This window comes from Paenibacillus lignilyticus, from assembly GCF_017942085.1.
Taxonomy (GTDB): domain Bacteria; phylum Bacillota; class Bacilli; order Paenibacillales; family Paenibacillaceae; genus Paenibacillus_Z; species Paenibacillus_Z lignilyticus.
Map to the genome: position 1 here is coordinate 168,837 of NZ_JAGKSP010000002.1, position 17,384 is coordinate 186,220.

A 17,384-nucleotide genomic window follows, 5' to 3' on the forward strand; every position below is an offset into this window, starting at 1 on the left:
TTTCTATTTTTCCTTGGAGTAGTCACGTTTACGTGGTTTGATTAGAGAAACATCGACTTCTTCGTACGAAATTTGCGGGCCTTCCGGCGTCCACGTCGCTTTCGTCGTTTTCAAGAAGTCTTCATCGTTACGATCCGGGAATTCCGGCTTATAGTGCGCGCCGCGGCTTTCGTTGCGCATTAGTGCGCCAAGCGTCATCGCTTCGGAAAGCTCCATCATGTTCCACAGCTGGCGAGTGAACGCTACGCTCGCGTTATTCCAACGCGCGGAATCGTTGATATTGATATTCCGATAACGCTGCTTCAGCTCTTTGATCTTCGCGATCGTCTCTTCGAGTTTCTTGTTGAAACGTACAACGGTCATGTTGTTCGTCATCCACTCGCCGAGTTCTTTGTGCAGTACGTACGCGTTCTCCGTACCGTTCATGTTCAAGATGCTCTCGTACTTGTCGGTTTGTTCTTTCTTCGCACGGTCATAAACGGAGGAAGAAATATCTTCAGCCGATTTCTTAAGGCCTTTGATGTATTCGACCGCTTTAGGTCCCGTAATCATGCCGCCATAAATGGCGGAGAGCAGCGAGTTCGCGCCAAGACGGTTCGCGCCGTGATATTGATATTCACATTCGCCGCAAGCGAACAAGCCGGGAATGTTCGTCATTTGATTGTAGTCGACCCACATGCCGCCCATGGAGTAATGAACCGCAGGGAAGATTTTCATCGGTATTTTACGAGGGTCATCCCCCATGAACTTCTCATAAATCTCAATGATACCGCCGAGCTTCACATCAAGCACCTTCGGATCTTTATGGGACAGGTCAAGGTAAACCATGTTCTCGCCGTTGATACCGAGCTTCTGCTCGACGCAAACATCGAAGATTTCACGAGTCGCGATATCGCGCGGAACAAGGTTTCCGTATGCCGGGTATTTCTCCTCAAGGAAGTACCAAGGCTTGCCGTCTTTGTACGTCCAGATCCGTCCGCCTTCACCGCGCGCCGATTCCGACATCAGACGAAGCTTGTCGTCGCCCGGAATAGCCGTCGGGTGAATTTGAATGAACTCGCCGTTCGCATAATGAACGCCTTGTTGGTAAACCGCGCTCGCGGCTGTACCCGTGTTAATGACGGAGTTCGTCGTTTTGCCGAAAATAATACCAGGGCCGCCTGTCGCCAAAATGACGGCATCCGCAGCGAAGGTATGTACTTCCATGGAGCGGAGATCTTGAGCGGATACACCGCGGCAAGCGCCTTCGTCATCCAGAATAGAGCCGAGGAATTCCCAGTGCTCATACTTCGTTACAAGTCCGGCTGTTTCCCAGCGGCGAACTTGCTCATCCAGTGCGTACAGCAACTGTTGGCCTGTTGTAGCGCCTGCGAAAGCAGTACGGTGATATTGCGTACCGCCGAAACGGCGGAAATCAAGCAAACCTTCCGGCGTACGGTTGAACATAACGCCCATCCGGTCCATCAAGTGAATGATGCCCGGCGCTGCGTCGCACATTGCTTTCACCGGCGGTTGGTTCGCAAGAAAGTCCCCGCCATAAACGGTATCATCGAAATGCTCCCAAGTGGAGTCGCCTTCACCCTTCGTATTCACCGCGCCGTTAATGCCGCCCTGCGCGCATACGGAGTGCGAACGTTTAACGGGTACAACGGAGAACAGATCGACATGAACGCCCGCTTCTGCCGCTTTTATAGTAGCCATTAGACCGGCCAAACCGCCGCCAACGACAATAATTTTGTTTTTAGCCATTACATTATCGCTCCTTGTCTCAAACTTAAACGAGATTCGTCAATTGCAGAGCAGCAGAGGCCGCCTCTTTAAATTCATCGCCGCGGAAAGCGCCAAGCGACAACAGGAACATCACCGCTACAATGACGAATACACCCATCCAAAGGAACGAGGAGATGCGTTGTGCACGCGGTCCGACTGTAATGCCCCAGCTAACGAGGAATGCCCACATCCCGTTGCTGAAGTGGAACGTTGCTGCAAGTACACCGATCACATAAAGCACGAAGTATAAACCGTTGCTTGTGATGTCGTGCATTAAGTTGCCAAGTTCCTCATGCTTCACTTCACCGAGCATAACTTGCAAACGGGTTTGGTAAAGATGCCAGAAGATAAAAATAAACGTAATTACACCGGTTATACGCTGAACAGCGAAAGCCCAGTTACGTCCATATTTGAACTGACCGGTATTCAGGTTCGACTGGTAAGCAACATATAATCCATACACGCCATGGAACAACAGCGGCAGCCAAATGCCGAACAATTCCAGGAAGAAAACGAACGGAAGATCATTCAAGAACTTGATGCTATCCGAAAACCCCTGTGCTCCACCCTCATAGGCCGAATAGTTTGTAATCATGTGCTCAATGATGAACAAACCGAGCGGAATTACTCCGAGTAAGGAGTGGATCTTACGCGATAAATACGAATTTCCTTTCATAACTTGTACGTTCTCCTTTCCAAACTGTGGGGTAGCATTCGCCATAATTCGCCAAAACCATTCTCCATTGTAACGCTAGCCCCAGAGGGCGTCAATAAATAATAGATTTACACATTATGGTGGCACAGTACACATGATACTCCTTTTATGCTTATAATGGAATTGCTTATTATTCATTAAACGTTATACCTTTTTTGCATATAGACTCGAAATTGCGAGGTGAACGCCGTTGTTAGATGAGTTACATGTCTTTGCCGTTGTCGTGGAGCAATCCAGCATGAACAAGGCTTCCGCTGCACTGAATCTGTCCCAACCGGCCCTCTCCCGCAAAATTGCCAAGCTGGAGCAGGATCTTGGCGCTTTGCTCTTCCGCCGAATCGGCAAGCGGCTCGAGCTGACTCGAATCGGACAGCTTACGTACGAGTATGCCATCGAGGCCAGGCAGCAGCATCTGCGCTATCTCAGCTTAGTCGCCGATTATAAAAGCGTTGGCCGCTCTACTTTAACCATCGGCGCAAGTCTCACCACGCTGCAAACGACTTTGCCTGATCTCATTCAAGCCTTGACCCTCCGCAGCCCCGAGCTCGACATCAAGGCCATCACCGGCAAGACGCATGAGATCGTAACGCTCGTCCGCGAGCGCAAAGCCGATCTGGGCATTGTCGCTTCGCGCATCGACGACCCACAGCTCAGATGCGTGCCTCTCTTCGACGATCACCTTGTGCTCGTTCTGCCGCGCAATCACTTCGTCATGGATAAAGGCTTGCCTGTTATTAGCGATTTAAACGCGCTGCCGATGATATTGTTCTCCAAAGGCACGTGGTACCGGATCCTGACCGACGAACTGTTCGAAAAATACCGCTTGCTCCCCGATGTGCGAATGGAAATCGACTCCTTCGAGGCGATTCTGCGGCTGCTTCATACTTGCCGCGCCGCAACGCTGCTGCCCAAATCCTATTTGCGGCCGGAGATGCTGCAGGATAACGATCTCCTCGTGATTCCGATCCGCGAATTGGTCGAGTCCAAGCGAACGACTTCGCTTATTCATGCGCAGTCGGAGAGTTTGAGTCCCGAGGTGCGGCTGTGGATCGACGAGATCGCTACGCATTATAAGCGGGTGTAGCGAGATGGAAGAGTAGAGCTGCGCGTGAAAATTGGATGAAGAAGTGGATTGGACTGCATTCAGGGGATCCGTTTCCGTCGCTGTTGAACCCGGGAATATTGAATTGTACACTTTTAGCGGTGTATTCCCGGTTTCAAAGGCGATCGCTAACGCTCTCCAACGGATTCCCCTTTCACTTGCCCATCCATCTTCATCCCATCCCGCTACGCTCCCCTCCCACCAGTGCCCAACTCCGCATGATCTGCTCCGCTGGGCTGCCGGGTGGAGCCGCAATCGCAGCCCCGGCAGCTATGCGGCTCATATATCTTAGTAGCGTGCAGCACGCCGCAATTGGGATACGGCTGGCTTAGGCTCAATGCGCCAGGCATGCGGCGCATTAAGTCAATTGAACCACGCAAATTTTGCGGTTCAAATAAACGTACCCGAACCACTCCGGGTATGTGGCGTGGTGGGAGTCGCTCCCTCCCGCAACAATAAAGGACGGGGCACCGATTCGGGTGCCGTCCTTTGTTGTTGCTTCGGGGAAGACGCGACTGGAGAGGAGCGTAACAGCCTGAAGAGTTTACGTCCTGCCTTTAAAACCGTGATCAAACCTCAGCTTAATAAGTTCATAAATGATCACGGATTTAACAGCAGGCGGAAGGCTGTTACAGCTCAGCGTAAGGAGCCCTCCTCTTCCCCCGCGGAAGCGGCGCAGCAAACAACAAAGGACAGAAGCCGAATCCGGCCCTGTCCTTTATTGTTTGCCATTTTCCGTATCCAATACCATGCCGCATGCTTTCTTGCTAATGAATGACCGAATCTTCGAATTCCTCTATCTGCTGATTCGTACCGATGATCACCATGACATCCTTTTCCGTGAGCACATCGTTTCCGGTTGGCGCGATGATGATGCCTTTCGGCTTATTAATCGCTACGATGCTGCAGCCAAACCGTGCGCGAGCGTTTAGATCCTGCAGCGAAACGCCGCTCAAGCACTTCGGCACTGCCAGCTCGGCAATCGTGTAATCCTTCGACAGCTCGATGTAGTCGAGCAAATTCGGCGAAACCAGCTGATGCGCCACCCGGATGCCCATATCCCGCTCCGGATAGACGACGCGGTCAACCCCGATTTTCTCGAGCACGCGCCCATGAAGCTCGGTCATCGCTTTTGCAACTACTTTCTTCACGCCCAGATCCTTCAACAGAATAGCCGTAAGAATGCTCGCTTGAATGTCATCTCCGATGGCCACGACACCACAGTCAAAGTTACGCACGCCTAATGAACGAAGCACTTCCTCGTCGGTCGATTCCGCCGTGACCGCGTGCGTGAGCACCTGGCTCAAATCCTGTACGACTTCTTCATCTTTATCGATCCCCAGAACGTCATAGCCAAGTTCAATCAGCTCACGAGCCAAGCTCGAGCCGAACCGGCCAAGTCCGATAATAACAAATTGATTGATCTTCATGGTTATAATAATCCCCTATCCAAATCATGATTTCTTCTGCTTTCGACTATATAGAAAACAAATTTCATATAAATAAAGTACATAACCGTCAGGACAAGACATCATATAAAGAGCCGTGCCTGTCAATGTTTCACATTATAAACCGTACCTGCCCTCGTTTCCAAGTAGGACGGCCTCCGTTCCATGGATAATATTGTTTCATTTATGTTAAGGTAATGATTATGGCAAACCAGTCGTCGTTCTATACTCCGAGACAGAGGTGTTCAAATGAATCCAACGCAGCTCCGGCCCCACTGGAAATTATTTTCGTGGCTAGCCGGCATAGGTATCCTCATTTATTTACTCATTCAAATCGTTCCTTCCACGGCTGAGACTTTCTTCGATTCGGGCACCGAGTCAGTCATTACGAAGGGCAAAGCGGAAGCCGCTGCCTCATCCTTTATACAGAAGCAGTTCCACGCTCACCCCGGGAGTGTGCATGCCGTACATCAATCTGACAGCCTCTTCTACGGTTACTTGGAGAAGAATAAGCTGACGAAAACCTTTAATAAGAAATATGATACGGATTACCCCACGGACACGTTTCAAGTAACGGCGGAAATGCCGGATAATAGCGAGATTTTCGTCTATGTGCATATGCAAAAAGGTACGGTAGTCGCTTGGAATCGATTGAACGAATCGGACACCACGCCTGCGGAAGGCAAAGAGCTGACTGATGCTGCGCTTGCTTTTGCGGCCTCCAAAGGTTTTGCCAAATCATCGCTTTCCCTTCATAAGACGGATGAAGCCAAAGGTCAAATTTGGTATAAAGCAGCTGACACTTCTATTGGCGGAGCACCGCTCCTTCTTAGCATTCGAGGAGAGAAGCTGGCAAATGGCAGCTTTCTGATTGCCTCCTACAAGCCGCAATTCCAAGTCCCTTCTGACTACACGAGCTATGTGAACGAACAGAAGCGCATCGCGAATTACTTATCGTCGATCGGAAGCTTGTTCTTGTCTTTTGTCTTGTTTATTCTCGCCATCATTTATGCGTCTCTATATCGGAAACACACGTCGTTCTTGCGCGGAATCGTGCTAACCGTTCTTTTCCTGGCTATGTATTTGGCAAATGATTTCAACATGACAGACGGCATTGTGGCCGGCTACGGCGAAGTCCTGAATGCGGATACCATCGCCTATGTTGCAGTTATCGTAACTTGCTTGATCACCGTTATTATGGCGCTTGCCGTCTACTTCTCCCTAGTAGGCGGGGACGGTCTATGGAAGGGAATGGGCCGGAATTTATGGCCTCGATTCGGCCAACCCGGGTATGGGGAACATGTATGGCGGAGCATGTGGCTAGGTTATTTGTGCGCGTTTATGCTGCTTGGTTTACAAACGATTATTTTTATCGTCCTGATGCAAGTGAACGGTTCGTGGTCCACGACCGACGTCACCCAATCTCCATATAACCTGGCGGCACCTCTGATCTTCCCGGTACTTGCTTGGTGCGCGGCGATCTCGGAGGAAGCCGTGTTCCGGCTCTTTGGTATCGGCCTGATGAAACGTTGGTTCAAAAATTCATTCGTCGCTTCGCTCATTCCGACTGTCATTTGGGCGCTTGGTCATGTTACTTATCCGATCTTCCCGTCTACAACGCGTCTTCTGGAGCTCACGATCATCGGACTAATCTTCAGCTTCTTGTTTCTGCGATACGGCTTTATTACGGTATTGTTCGCTCATGCGATCTTCGACAGTGTAATGATGGCCATCTCCTTGATGTTTATGGGCTCTGCCAGTAATATCCTGGTCGGCATCGTCTATATTATCCTCCCCATTCCGATTGCATGGCTCATGCGATTTGTGGATGCCAAGAGGAGCCCGAAAACATATACCGCTTAGTTCCCTCCGCGATATCAGGTCAGCCAGCGTAATCTGGTTGGCCTTTTTTGTATGCTTTCAAACGTCACCAATGGCTTGTCCAACTATTCACCTTGCATATTGGCATGTACAAAAGTGCAAATTTTATAAGGCATGAACTTGCATGTAGATTACACACAAAGGAGCAAATGACGTGAGAAGGATTGTAATGCTGCTGTTCAGCTTGTGCTTGTCTATTTCTTTGCTCGCTGCTTGCGGGAATAACGACAATGACGGAAGACCTGAAATGAAGATGAAATATAAAGAAGATATTCCTTTAAGGAACGATCCCGAATACGATGATCGCGACAATCGTGTGTTTGATTCTGACCGCGATGACCGTTTTATTGATGATGAGGACATCAGACTCACGCCTCGAGGAATGCCAAGAGGCAATCAGAATATGGCACCAAATTACAATCGGTAAATAAAAGGCTCTCCCGGCACGGGAGAGCCTTTTCTAATGGTTAATAGACATCCCTCCGCGTGAAAGAGACGAACGATACGATTAAAGCACCGATGCCCCAGAAGAACAGCACCAGCAGCGAGAAGCCAAGCGACATGCCCGCAATCGGCGGTTCGGCATCCTGCAAGTAATCGATCAGCTCCAGATTGACCATGAACAAGTACTTCGCCGTTTCCCAGGAACCGACCATCGACCGCAAGATCGTTCCCGCAATGAGACAAGCCAGCATAATACCCATGACCGCTGCGGTTGTGCGAACCAGAACGGATAACATGAAGGTGATGGTCGCCACTACAACAGAAACATACCAGGCGAGTCCCATCTCCATCAGAATGAACTGCCACTGAGGTATGATTCGCACAGCGGATGTATCCAGTTCTCCGCCTTTTACCGTAAAGCCGGTCAGAACCGGCGCATTCCAGCCTTGAAAGCCAAACACGAGGCCCGAAATAATAGCTGAGAGCAGGCCAAACAACGTAATGATAATCGAGACCGATAACAGGAGTGCTAAATACTTGCTGAGCAATATCCGCCAACGTTTCACCGAGCGGGTCAGCAGCACTTTGATCGTACCTGAGCTGTGCTCGGAGGATACCAGGTCAGCAGCGACAATCATCATCATCAGCGGCAGCAGAAGCGAAATGCCATTCTCGACGAAGCCGCGTACGAAAGTTGGCGCCCCCGGCTCCGAAGGGTTGACGTCCTGATCCAGGTAGTACTGCTGCTGGGCAATGCGCAGGGCCAGCTCTCCCTCATCGCCGCGTCCGCCGCCATTGGCAAGCCGGGCTTCCCAGCCGGCGATGCGCTGCTCAAGCGCGGTGCGCCAATCGACATCGCCGAAGCGCTTCAGGTTCTCTGCCGCCTGCTGATACTGGGCATAAGTAAACAATGATATCAGAATCGCGATGATGAGCGCGACAACGAACAACCTTCGTTTGCCGGTGATCTTGATCATTTCGTTATAGACGAGGTTAACCAATGCTTTCCCCTCCCGTCAGCTCAAGGAACAGATCCTCAAGCGAAGGAAGCTTGCGGCTCATCTCGGTTACGGTCACGCCGGACTCGACCAGCACGCTGTTCCACCGTCCGATCTCTTCCTCGTTGTATGGCGTCAGCACCGACTCTCCCTGTACCTCAGCTGAGCCGGCCAGCTCCCGAAGCAGCGCCTCTCCCTTGCCCATCGGCTTAAGCCGCCAGCTGATCCTTTCTTGCTGGGCCAGCAAGTTGACCACCGTATCGACTCGGATGACGCGGCCCTTCGATATGATGGCAACACGATCGCACATCAATTGAATTTCACTTAGCAAATGGCTCGATACGAGCACGGAGAGTCCTTCATGTTCAGCCAAATAGCGGATAAACTCCCTCATCTCCCGAATCCCCGACGGATCCAGCCCGTTAGTCGGCTCATCGAGGATGAGCAGCTTCGGCTTCCCGAGCAGCGCCTGCGCAATTCCAAGCCGCTGCCGCATGCCCAGCGAATAGGTTTTCACTTTATCGTGAATCCGTGCTGTCAGCCCGACAAGCTGTACAACCTCGCTGATCCTTGCCTCGTCGATGCCGGGCATCATGCGGGCGAAGTATTGTAAATTCCCCCAGCCGCTCAAGAAACTGTATAGCTCAGGATTCTCCACGATACAACCCATGTTCCCGGTCGCCTCCGGAAACTGTCGATGCAGATCGTAACCGCAAATCCGAATCGTTCCGGCTGTCGGCTTGATCAGACCGACGAGCATCCGGATTGTCGTCGTCTTGCCCGCTCCGTTAGGCCCCAGAAAACCGAATACTTCGCCTCGCTTCAGCTCGAAGTCGAGCCCGTGTATAATTTCCCGCTTGCCGATTACCTTTCGGAGTCCCCGGACAGCTAAAGTAATCTCTTCATTATCGCTTGCAGCGGTCATCCCCGTCGCGTTGCCCATCAATTGCGTTCCCCCTCCCATGTAATGAGTGACGCAACCCGCTCACCGATGAGCTTGTAGCCCTCCGCATTCGGATGAAACTGATCCCGAGCCAAATAATGCTGTACGTTCAATTGAAACAGGTCCAAGGTCGGTACGAGCACCGTGTCCGGATACGCTGCGGCAGTTTCTGCCGTTTGGTAATTCCAGTCCCGTACAATCTTGGTCGTTGTCTGCGTTTCCTTTAATGCGATGAACGGATTGTATAACCCGATCAGGAACAGCTTCGAGGCAGGATTGACAGCTCGTATGTCCTTCAGCACATGATTCAATTGCTCCGCATAAGTTTCTTGAATCGAGGCAATGTTGGACGGATCCAAATTGCCAAGCGTCTCGCCGCCTTGGAACAGATCGTTGCCTCCGGTACTGACTACGATGACATCCGCTGCCTTAAGCTCGCTGCGTACGTCAGGCTTGTCCAGCGATGCGGTCAATTCGGGAGTACGCATCCCATTAACGCCGTAGTTCTTGACGAGAATTTCTTGTCCCGCCGCTTTCGACTTCAACACGTCCACCATATATCCTACGTACCCTTTGCCATACGGATCGCCGGCTCCGCGAGTAAGGGAGTCGCCGAGTGCCACGACGCGGAACTTCCCGTCTTCCGCAATCGGAGTCGGCCGTTCTTCTACAGTCGAAACCGGTTCAGCTTGCTTGCCGGAGCCTCCGGTAAAATAATCCTGCAATGTCCATGCCAGTCCGCCCAACCAGATAAATCCGGATATCGCGGAAACGACCATGAGACCTTGAATCCATTTCCCTTTCATCCTGTATTCCTCCTCCCATTCCCCTGTTTTAAAAAACGCCAGCTCATCATAGAGCTGGCGTCCCCTTCCCGAAGGTGTTGTTCCTACTGTTCTTCCTGCAGCGCTTCAATAATCTGATTGGCGAGCTTCTCGCCGATCGACAGAGGCCGGAAATCTTCGATGCTGGCTTCTTTAATCTTCTTGATGGAGCCAAAATGCTTCAGCAGCGCCTTCCGGCGCTTCTCCCCGATGCCCGGGATCGAATCCAGCTTGGAAGCCACCATCGATTTGCCCCGCTGCTCGCGGTGGAACGTAATCGCAAAACGGTGAACCTCGTCTTGAATCCGCTGGAGCAAGTAGAATTCTTGGCTGTCCCGCGGCAGCGGCACTACTTCAGGGGGATCGCCTGTCATGAGCTGAGCTGTTTTATGTTTGGCGTCCTTCACCAGGCCGCACACCGGTATCATCAAGCCAAGCTCATTTTCAAGGATATCGAGCGCCGCGGAAATTTGACCTCGGCCGCCATCGACTATAATCAGGTCCGGCAGCGGAAGCTCTTCCTTCAGCACGCGCTCATAGCGGCGGCGGATAACTTCTCGCATCGTTCCATAATCATCCGGTCCTACGACCGTCTTCACCTTGTACTTGCGGTATTCCTTCTTATCCGGCTTGCCGTCCATGAAGACCACCATCGCCGAGACGGGATCCGTCCCTTGAATGTTCGAGTTATCGAATGCTTCGATACGGCGAACCTGCGGCAGACCCAGCGCTTCCGCCAGCCCTTCCGATGCCCGGAAGGTGCGTTCCTCATCCCGCTCGATCAGCTTGAATTTCTCATCCAGCGTAACCTTCGCATTGTTAACTGCCATCGTAACCACATCGCGTTTGCGTCCGCGCAGCGGCATGAACACTTTCACCTTCAGCCATTTTTGCAACGAATTTCGCAGCTCGGCTTCCACTGTACCTGCTTCCGGCTCACCTTGCTCATCGCCTTCAGCATGCTGCTCTGCCGGCACGGCCTCCGCTTTGTACGCTACGCCTGCCTCCTGCACGCCCGCAGCCGTTTCCAGCTCCGCTTCCTGCGGCGGTGAAGGCAAGAAAATTTCCTTAGGCAGCGCCGGATTTTCCGAATAATACTGGGTTACGAACGTCATGAAATCATCATAGGCCGCTCCGTAATAAGGGAACGTCGTCGCTCTTCGCTCAATCAGCTTCCCTTGCCGCATGTACATAATTTGGACGCACATCCAGCCTTTCTCGATCGCATAACCGAAGACATCTCGGTCCATCGCATCGTTGAGCGTAATTTTCTGCTTCTCCATGACTGCATCGATGGCGATGAGCTGATCGCGGTATTCCTTCGCTCGCTCGAACTCCATCAGCTCCGCAGCTGATTCCATCTTAGCCTGCAGCGTCTTCTTCACTTCATCATGACCGCCATTTAAGAAACGGGTGATCTCCTGCACCATGTTCTCGTACGTCCCCGGCGCAATATCGAACTCGCAAGGCGCTACACATTGTCCGATATGGTAATACAAACATACCTTGTCCGGCAGCGTGCCGCATTTGCGCAGGGGATATAACCGATCCAGCAGCTTCTTCGTCTGCGTTGCCGCGAATGCATTCGGATACGGTCCGAAATATTTGCCTTTATCTTTGACGATCCGGCGCGTAACCTCAAGCTTCGGATGCGCTTCATTCGTGATTTTGATATACGGGAAGGTCTTGTCATCCTTTAAAAGGACGTTATAACGGGGATGATACTGCTTAATCAGGTTGCATTCCAATATCAACGCTTCCATATTGCTCGAAGTTACAATGTATTCGAAATCGCGGATCAAGGAAACAAGCCGCAATGTCTTTCCGTTATGGCTGCCGTTAAAATACGATCGTACCCGGTTCTTCAGCACCTTTGCTTTGCCGACATAAATGATGGTGCCTTCGGCGTCTTTCATCAAATAACAGCCTGACTGATCCGGCAGCAAAGCCAGCTTACTGCGGATTCGCTCCTCGGCAAGGCGCTTGTCAGCGGCCGATTCCGTTCTCGGTTGATCCTCCATTGTCGTCCTCCTCCCGGCACATGGCTACCGTTTATTGTACCACAATGAGCCTTATTTTGCGGCAGAACTCGGCTTGCTCGGAAGCCGCTTTCGGCACAAATTTGCCTCACAATTGTCACGACCTGCGACTTTACAATTATTCTGGAAGTTGGGTATACTAGGGGGAGCAATCGTTGTTGTCTAAGGAGGAAGTTGAAACGATGGAAAATGTAAGAGACCCACGTGAGCATTTGAACGAGGAACCGCGCGACGATCTATTCGACGTTGCACTTGGCTTTGGCGGATTCTTTGGACTGCTGTTCGTTATTTTCGCCGCTGCGGTGATTATCAAATTCATCATTTCGTAATAATGTGGCCTTGCCTCGGAATCCGGGAGCAAGGCCATTTTAATGGAATGAGTTGACAAGTCGCTTCGAAGCGCATAGAATGACAACTAACGATAACTAAGGAGGCTGATGTCAAATGGTAGCTAATGTCATGAACGTTCAAGAAGCAGTAGTTGCAGTTGCATCGGTCTCAGACGGATCAAGTACGGGAGTTACTTCGTAAGCTAAGGATACGCCCTAGCTTATTTGTAATCGCCCAAGCCGCCGCAAGAGACCGTAATCCGGTTTCTTGCGGTTTTTTTGTGTCCGTTTCGGTACGTACAACGTACCAAAAGCGAAGACCGCAGGAGTTTATTTCCTGCGGTCTTTTTTGTTATCCATCCACCAAACTAACGAATAAAGGGGTACACCAATTTTGAACATGAACCATCCCATGCAAGTAAGCAAGACCACGAACCACCTGCAAGACTATGGCTGGAATGAACACTGGGAGCATACGTTTGCCAGTGTGTCCGGCAACAGCAGCGCCGGCGCAAACGTAAGCCTTGAGCCGGCACGCGTCATTGCCCAATTTACAAATCGTTACCGCATCATGACCTCCGCCGGCGAATGCGCCGCCGAGGTTAGCGGCAAATTCCAGTTCCAGGCTGCATCGCGCAGCGAGTTCCCTGCCGTCGGCGACTGGGTCGCGGTACAATCCCTGCCGGGCGAGCAGCGCGCCATCATTCACGGCATCCTGCCTCGCCGCTCGGCGATGATCCGCAGAGCGGCCGGCAGCGTGCCGGAAGAACAGGTCATTGGCACGAACATCGACACGCTCTTTATCGTTAATGCCCTCAATGGCGACTACAATGTCCGCAAAATCGAACGTTACCTCATCGCAGCCTGGGAAAGCGGCGCCACGCCTGTCGTCTTGCTGACGAAAGCCGATCTCTGCACCGATACGGAACGCAGAGTCGCCGAAGTTGAGGCGGCAGCGCCGGGTGTTCCGGTCCATGCGGTCAGCGCTCTGGAGAACGAAGGCCGCGATTCGCTCTCGCCTTATATGCTCCAAGGCCGCACCATTGCCGTAACCGGCTCCTCCGGCGTCGGCAAATCAACACTGCTGAACTGGCTGGCCGGCGGCGACCTTCAGCGCGTGCAGGGCATCCGCGAGGACGACGCGCGCGGCCGCCATACCACTACACACCGCGAGCTGTTCCCGCTTCCGGGCGGCGTCATCATGATGGATACGCCGGGAATGCGCGAGCTGCAGCTCTGGGAAGCCGATGACGGCTGGCAGGAAGCGTTCTCCGATATCGAAGCGATCGCCGAGACCTGCCGGTTCCGCGATTGCCGCCATCAGGCAGAACAGGGCTGCGCCGTGAAGGAAGCACTGCGCAGCGGCGCGCTTGATGAGCGCCGCTACGAGAGCTATAAGAAAACCGGTCGCGAGCTGGCGCATCAAGCGCGCAAAGAGCAATCCGTCAGCAAGCGGCAGAAGAAAAGCGCGGATAAACGGATCGAAGCACGCACGAGCTACTCCAAGCACAAGCTCGACATCGACTAATTGACTGGCGGGTTCCCGAAGAGGTATGATCTTATCAAGTGATAAGCAGAAGGGATTAGCTGATTTAGCAGGAAAGGAATCTTCTCCGCAATGGCAGCCAACAAATCGAATCAATTGCAAGAGACACGCGCCATGATTATCAGAACGGCGAAGGAGCTGTTCATGGAGCTCGGTTACCGCGCCGTATCCACCAGACAAATCGCCGATGCCTGCGGGCTAACGCAGCCTGCGCTATATCACCACTTCAAGGATAAGCAGGCGCTTTACGTAGATGTGATGCGTTCGGTGTGCGAAGGCACCCGAAGCGCGCTCGATCGTATCATGCAAAGAGAAACAGATGTCAGGCATCGCCTCTGCCAGGTCACTGCCTATATGCTTGCGAATCACCCCGAGGATCTCAGCCGGATGTTTCACGATATCCGGCATGAGCTTGCCCCGGAGTCTCAGCGAATCATCTATGAGCTATGGCGAAGCGCCTATCTCACACCGCTGCTCACCATATTCGAAGCAGGCCAGCGAGATGGTCAGCTGCGAAGTTCAGCGCAGTTCGGAATGGATGCCGAGAAATCAGCCCGGCTGTTGATGGGGCTTATAAACCAGACACTGGCCTCTGCCTCCACATTCTCTGCCCCAGGCGCAGCAGACAAGAAGAAAAATTGGGATGAACAAGCCCAAACGCTCGTCAACGTATTGTTATTCGGACTATCGGCCACCCCACCACCTACGGTGTAAGGCGGCCTGAATAGACCTTTTTTTTCAATCATCACTTATCACTTGATAAGTAAAATCAAAGGAGATGAAGACTTAAAATGGGAGTTAAATGGCTCGATTCATTCACACAAGCAGTCGGAGGTAAACGCGGCAGATGGATAACACTTGCCGCCTGGATTATGATTGTCGCTTTGCTCAACATGACACTCCCGAGTTCCTCAGAGCTGAAGGACGATACGCTGGCCAACTTCGATGCAAGCAAACCGTCCGTTCAAGCCGAGAAGCTCATCGCAGAGCAGTTTCCGTCTGAAACCGGTATCCCTGCACTCTTGACCTGGTATCGCGCAGCCGGACTCACGGATGAGGATTTGGCAGGCATTCAGCAGTTAGCCAAGCAGCTCCAAGCAAGCCCTGTTCCTTATCAAGAAAGTGTCGTTCCGCTTGATAAGCTGCCGCTTCCCGCATTAAAGCAGCAAGTTTCGCAGGACGGCACAACGTTGGTTCAGCCTGTCCTGTTCGATAAGTCGGCGGGCAGCGACGGACTTAAAGAAGGTCTGACTCAGATCGAGAAAGCAACAGCCCTGATCTTCAAGGATGCAGAAAATCCGTTCCAAACCAAACTTAACGATGCGTCCGGCAGCGGCCTTGCCGTTCGAGCATCCGGACCTGTCGGTATCGCAGTTGACGCGACAGGCTTGTTCAAGAGCGCTGACGTTTCCCTGCTGCTGGCAACCGTTTTTCTGGTCCTGCTCTTCCTGCTTCTCATCTACCGTTCACCGGTACTCGCACTCATTCCGCTCATTGCGGTCGGATTCGCATACGGGGCTATTACGCCGCTGTTAGGCTGGATGGCGGATCAGGGCTGGATTGCTTACGATTCCCAGAGCTTATCGATCATGACCGTGCTGCTGTTCGGTGCCGGAACCGACTACTGCCTATTCCTGATTGCCAGATTCCGCAGCGAATTGAAGGAAGAAGGCCATACATTCACCGCATTAAAGCGTGCTTTCAGCGGCTCTTCGGGAGCAATTGCCATGAGCGGACTCACCGTTGTGCTCTCCCTGCTTGTGCTCCTGCTGGCTGAATTCGGCAGCGTTCAGCGCTTCGCGATTCCGTTCAGCTTAGCCATTCTGATCATGATGATCGCCAGCTTGACACTTGTACCGGCGTTCCTCGGTCTATTGGGCCGAGCATCCTTCTACCCGTTCATTCCACGAACGCAAGAAATGGCTGCCGCACGGGCGAAGAAGAAAGGGAAACCCGCGCCGTCCCCGCAAACACGCCCGACCCTTGGCGACCGGCTTGGAGAAGCCGTTGTCCGTAAACCGAAACGAATCGCGGTTATTACGACGATCCTCCTGGTCATTTGCGTGATTTTCGCCACCCAAATCAAATACACATTCGACACGCTCTCTTCATTCCCGGCAGATTCTCCTTCACGAGAGGGCTTCACTCTTATCGCGGATCATTTCAATGCCGGCGAGCTAGCACCTGTGCAAGTGATCGCGGAGACCCAATCCGCCGAGCAAGGCGAAGCAGTCAAAGCCGCATTAGCTGCTCTTCCCTTCGTGAAGAAAGTAACGGATCCGGTTCCAGGCGCTGCGAATCCAGATCTGCTGCGCTTTGAAGTCGAGCTTGCCGTAAATCCATATTCGATCGAAGCGATCGCTCACATCCCAGAGCTACGGCAGGCGGCGCAAGAAGCACTCTCTGCATCCGGCGCCGACGCCGCCGACGGCATATGGATTGGCGGCCAAACCGCGGAGCAATACGACACCAAGCAAACCACCGGCGATGACGCGAAGCTTATCATTCCGGTCATTCTAATTCTTATCGCGATTCTATTGCTTGCCTACCTGCGCTCCTTCGTCGCGATGCTTTATTTGATTGCAACTGTCTTGTTATCCTACTACAGCGCTCTCGGCCTCGGCTGGGTCGTGCTTCATTATTTGTTCGGCACAGACGCGATTCAAGGACTCATTCCGCTCTATTCCTTTGTCTTTATCGTTGCGCTCGGCGAGGATTACAACATCTTCATGATTTCGAGCATTTGGAAGAAAGCGCGTCACATGCCGCTGCGCCAAGCGGTGAAAGAAGGCGTCTCCCAGACCGGTTCCGTCATCACCTCGGCAGGTCTGATTCTCGCTGGCACCTTCGCCGTGCTGGCAACCTTGCCGATTCAAGTGCTTGTGCAATTCGGTACAATAACGGCAATCGGCGTGCTGCTGGATACGTTTATCGTGAGGCCGTTCCTGGTTCCCGCGATAACGGTACTTTGCGGTCGCTTTGCTTTCTGGCCCGCTTCCGCAGCATCGAAATCGGAACGATCAACGCATACAGGCAACTAATCAGCAAAAAAAGCGCCGGGTCACTCGTTATCAACGAGCAGTCCGGCGCTTCTCTTTTCCTTCCCTCTTCTATCCGTTAACAGCCTTCAATTTATCCGTGCTGCTGTTTGTTGGTTCTTGTCGTTGTTGCCCATTTTGCCCGGTTTTGGCAGTCGCCGCATCGAACCTCTTGCGCTCTGTACGGTCGATTTGGACTACTCTGCCGTCATGAACCGTAATGAGAACCGAACCATATTCAAGCCCATTTACCTGAGTTGCTATGCGCTCTAACCATTCTTGATCCAGCACGATTGGCTTTGCCATA

At 52.3% G+C, this 17,384-nt stretch carries 15 protein-coding genes; 7 read left to right on the forward strand and 8 right to left on the reverse strand.

Annotated elements, in window-relative coordinates:
* Positions 1-3 precede the first annotated feature (3 nt).
* The gene (gene sdhA / locus I8J30_RS05920; protein WP_210656336.1) at positions 4-1,749 is read right to left on the reverse strand and encodes a succinate dehydrogenase flavoprotein subunit; all 1,746 of its coding nucleotides are present in this window, start codon (positions 1,747-1,749) and stop codon (positions 4-6) included.
* A gap of 25 nt (positions 1,750-1,774) precedes the next feature.
* Positions 1,775-2,446: a succinate dehydrogenase cytochrome b558 subunit gene (locus I8J30_RS05925; protein WP_210656338.1), complete on the reverse strand. Its 672-nt coding sequence runs from the start codon at positions 2,444-2,446 to the stop codon at positions 1,775-1,777.
* A gap of 229 nt (positions 2,447-2,675) precedes the next feature.
* Here I8J30_RS05925 and I8J30_RS05930 point away from each other — a divergent pair, with 229 nt between their 5' ends.
* Positions 2,676-3,569, forward strand: coding sequence for a LysR family transcriptional regulator (locus tag I8J30_RS05930; protein ID WP_210656340.1), 894 nt, complete (start codon positions 2,676-2,678; stop codon positions 3,567-3,569).
* Between the two features lie 785 nt (positions 3,570-4,354).
* Here I8J30_RS05930 and I8J30_RS05935 read toward each other — a convergent pair.
* Positions 4,355-5,017, reverse strand: a complete 663-nt coding sequence (locus tag I8J30_RS05935) for a potassium channel family protein (RefSeq protein ID WP_091221046.1) — start codon at positions 5,015-5,017, stop codon at positions 4,355-4,357.
* A gap of 267 nt (positions 5,018-5,284) precedes the next feature.
* Here I8J30_RS05935 and I8J30_RS05940 point away from each other — a divergent pair, with 267 nt between their 5' ends.
* A complete protein-coding gene (locus tag I8J30_RS05940) occupies positions 5,285-6,898 on the forward strand; it encodes a CPBP family intramembrane glutamic endopeptidase (protein ID WP_210656342.1) in 1,614 nt (537 codons plus the stop codon).
* A gap of 172 nt (positions 6,899-7,070) precedes the next feature.
* On the forward strand, positions 7,071-7,343 hold the full coding sequence (locus I8J30_RS05945) for a hypothetical protein (protein ID WP_210656344.1): 273 nt from the start codon (positions 7,071-7,073) through the stop codon (positions 7,341-7,343).
* A gap of 40 nt (positions 7,344-7,383) precedes the next feature.
* Here I8J30_RS05945 and I8J30_RS05950 read toward each other — a convergent pair whose 3' ends face one another.
* The 4 genes from I8J30_RS05950 to uvrC all read right to left on the reverse strand — a co-directional run bounded on the left by I8J30_RS05950 (position 7,384) and on the right by uvrC (position 12,146).
* The gene (locus tag I8J30_RS05950) at positions 7,384-8,361 is read right to left on the reverse strand and encodes an ABC transporter permease subunit (protein WP_210656346.1); all 978 of its coding nucleotides are present in this window, start codon (positions 8,359-8,361) and stop codon (positions 7,384-7,386) included.
* The gene (locus I8J30_RS05955) at positions 8,354-9,301 is read right to left on the reverse strand and encodes an ABC transporter ATP-binding protein (RefSeq protein ID WP_240547879.1); all 948 of its coding nucleotides are present in this window, start codon (positions 9,299-9,301) and stop codon (positions 8,354-8,356) included. The genes I8J30_RS05950 and I8J30_RS05955 overlap by 8 nt, the downstream gene beginning before the upstream one ends.
* Positions 9,301-10,107, reverse strand: a complete 807-nt coding sequence (locus I8J30_RS05960; RefSeq protein ID WP_210656348.1) for a GDSL-type esterase/lipase family protein — start codon at positions 10,105-10,107, stop codon at positions 9,301-9,303. Before I8J30_RS05960 ends, I8J30_RS05955 begins: the two co-directional genes overlap by 1 nt.
* 83 nt (positions 10,108-10,190) lie before the next feature.
* Positions 10,191-12,146: an excinuclease ABC subunit UvrC gene (gene uvrC / locus I8J30_RS05965; RefSeq protein WP_210656350.1), complete on the reverse strand. Its 1,956-nt coding sequence runs from the start codon at positions 12,144-12,146 to the stop codon at positions 10,191-10,193.
* Positions 12,147-12,346: 200 nt separating this feature from the next.
* Here uvrC and I8J30_RS05970 point away from each other — a divergent pair, with 200 nt between their 5' ends.
* The 4 genes from I8J30_RS05970 to I8J30_RS05985 all read left to right on the forward strand — a co-directional run bounded on the left by I8J30_RS05970 (position 12,347) and on the right by I8J30_RS05985 (position 17,080).
* A complete protein-coding gene (locus tag I8J30_RS05970) occupies positions 12,347-12,493 on the forward strand; it encodes a YqzM family protein (protein WP_090982007.1) in 147 nt (48 codons plus the stop codon).
* Between the two features lie 400 nt (positions 12,494-12,893).
* On the forward strand, positions 12,894-14,021 hold the full coding sequence (gene rsgA, locus I8J30_RS05975; protein ID WP_338044841.1) for a ribosome small subunit-dependent GTPase A: 1,128 nt from the start codon (positions 12,894-12,896) through the stop codon (positions 14,019-14,021).
* A gap of 90 nt (positions 14,022-14,111) precedes the next feature.
* A complete protein-coding gene (locus I8J30_RS05980) occupies positions 14,112-14,753 on the forward strand; it encodes a TetR/AcrR family transcriptional regulator (RefSeq protein ID WP_210656352.1) in 642 nt (213 codons plus the stop codon).
* A 77-nt stretch (positions 14,754-14,830) separates the two neighbouring features.
* A complete protein-coding gene (locus tag I8J30_RS05985) occupies positions 14,831-17,080 on the forward strand; it encodes an MMPL family transporter (RefSeq protein WP_210656354.1) in 2,250 nt (749 codons plus the stop codon).
* Positions 17,081-17,149: 69 nt separating this feature from the next.
* Here the strand turns inward: I8J30_RS05985 and I8J30_RS05990 are convergent, their stop codons facing one another.
* Entirely contained in the window at positions 17,150-17,383 is a 234-nt protein-coding gene (locus I8J30_RS05990) for a YezD family protein (RefSeq protein WP_210656356.1), read from the reverse strand.
* Position 17,384: the final 1 nt, after the last annotated feature.

Bases quoted from the DNA above. Each gene is read 5' to 3' on its own strand.
- sdhA (WP_210656336.1), bottom strand. From the start codon at position 1,749: ATGGCTAAAAACAAAATTATTGTCGTTGGCGGCGGTTTGGCCGGTCTA.
- I8J30_RS05925 (WP_210656338.1), bottom strand. From the start codon at position 2,446: ATGAAAGGAAATTCGTATTTATCGCGTAAGATCCACTCCTTACTCGGA.
- I8J30_RS05935 (WP_091221046.1), bottom strand. From the start codon at position 5,017: ATGAAGATCAATCAATTTGTTATTATCGGACTTGGCCGGTTCGGCTCG.
- I8J30_RS05940 (WP_210656342.1), top strand. From the start codon at position 5,285: ATGAATCCAACGCAGCTCCGGCCCCACTGGAAATTATTTTCGTGGCTA.
- I8J30_RS05955 (WP_240547879.1), bottom strand. From the start codon at position 9,301: ATGGGCAACGCGACGGGGATGACCGCTGCAAGCGATAATGAAGAGATT.
- I8J30_RS05960 (WP_210656348.1), bottom strand. From the start codon at position 10,107: ATGAAAGGGAAATGGATTCAAGGTCTCATGGTCGTTTCCGCGATATCC.
- uvrC (WP_210656350.1), bottom strand. From the start codon at position 12,146: ATGGAGGATCAACCGAGAACGGAATCGGCCGCTGACAAGCGCCTTGCC.
- I8J30_RS05970 (WP_090982007.1), top strand. From the start codon at position 12,347: ATGGAAAATGTAAGAGACCCACGTGAGCATTTGAACGAGGAACCGCGC.
- rsgA (WP_338044841.1), top strand. From the start codon at position 12,894: ATGAACCATCCCATGCAAGTAAGCAAGACCACGAACCACCTGCAAGAC.
- I8J30_RS05980 (WP_210656352.1), top strand. From the start codon at position 14,112: ATGGCAGCCAACAAATCGAATCAATTGCAAGAGACACGCGCCATGATT.
- I8J30_RS05985 (WP_210656354.1), top strand. From the start codon at position 14,831: ATGGGAGTTAAATGGCTCGATTCATTCACACAAGCAGTCGGAGGTAAA.
- I8J30_RS05990 (WP_210656356.1), bottom strand. From the start codon at position 17,383: ATGGCAAAGCCAATCGTGCTGGATCAAGAATGGTTAGAGCGCATAGCA.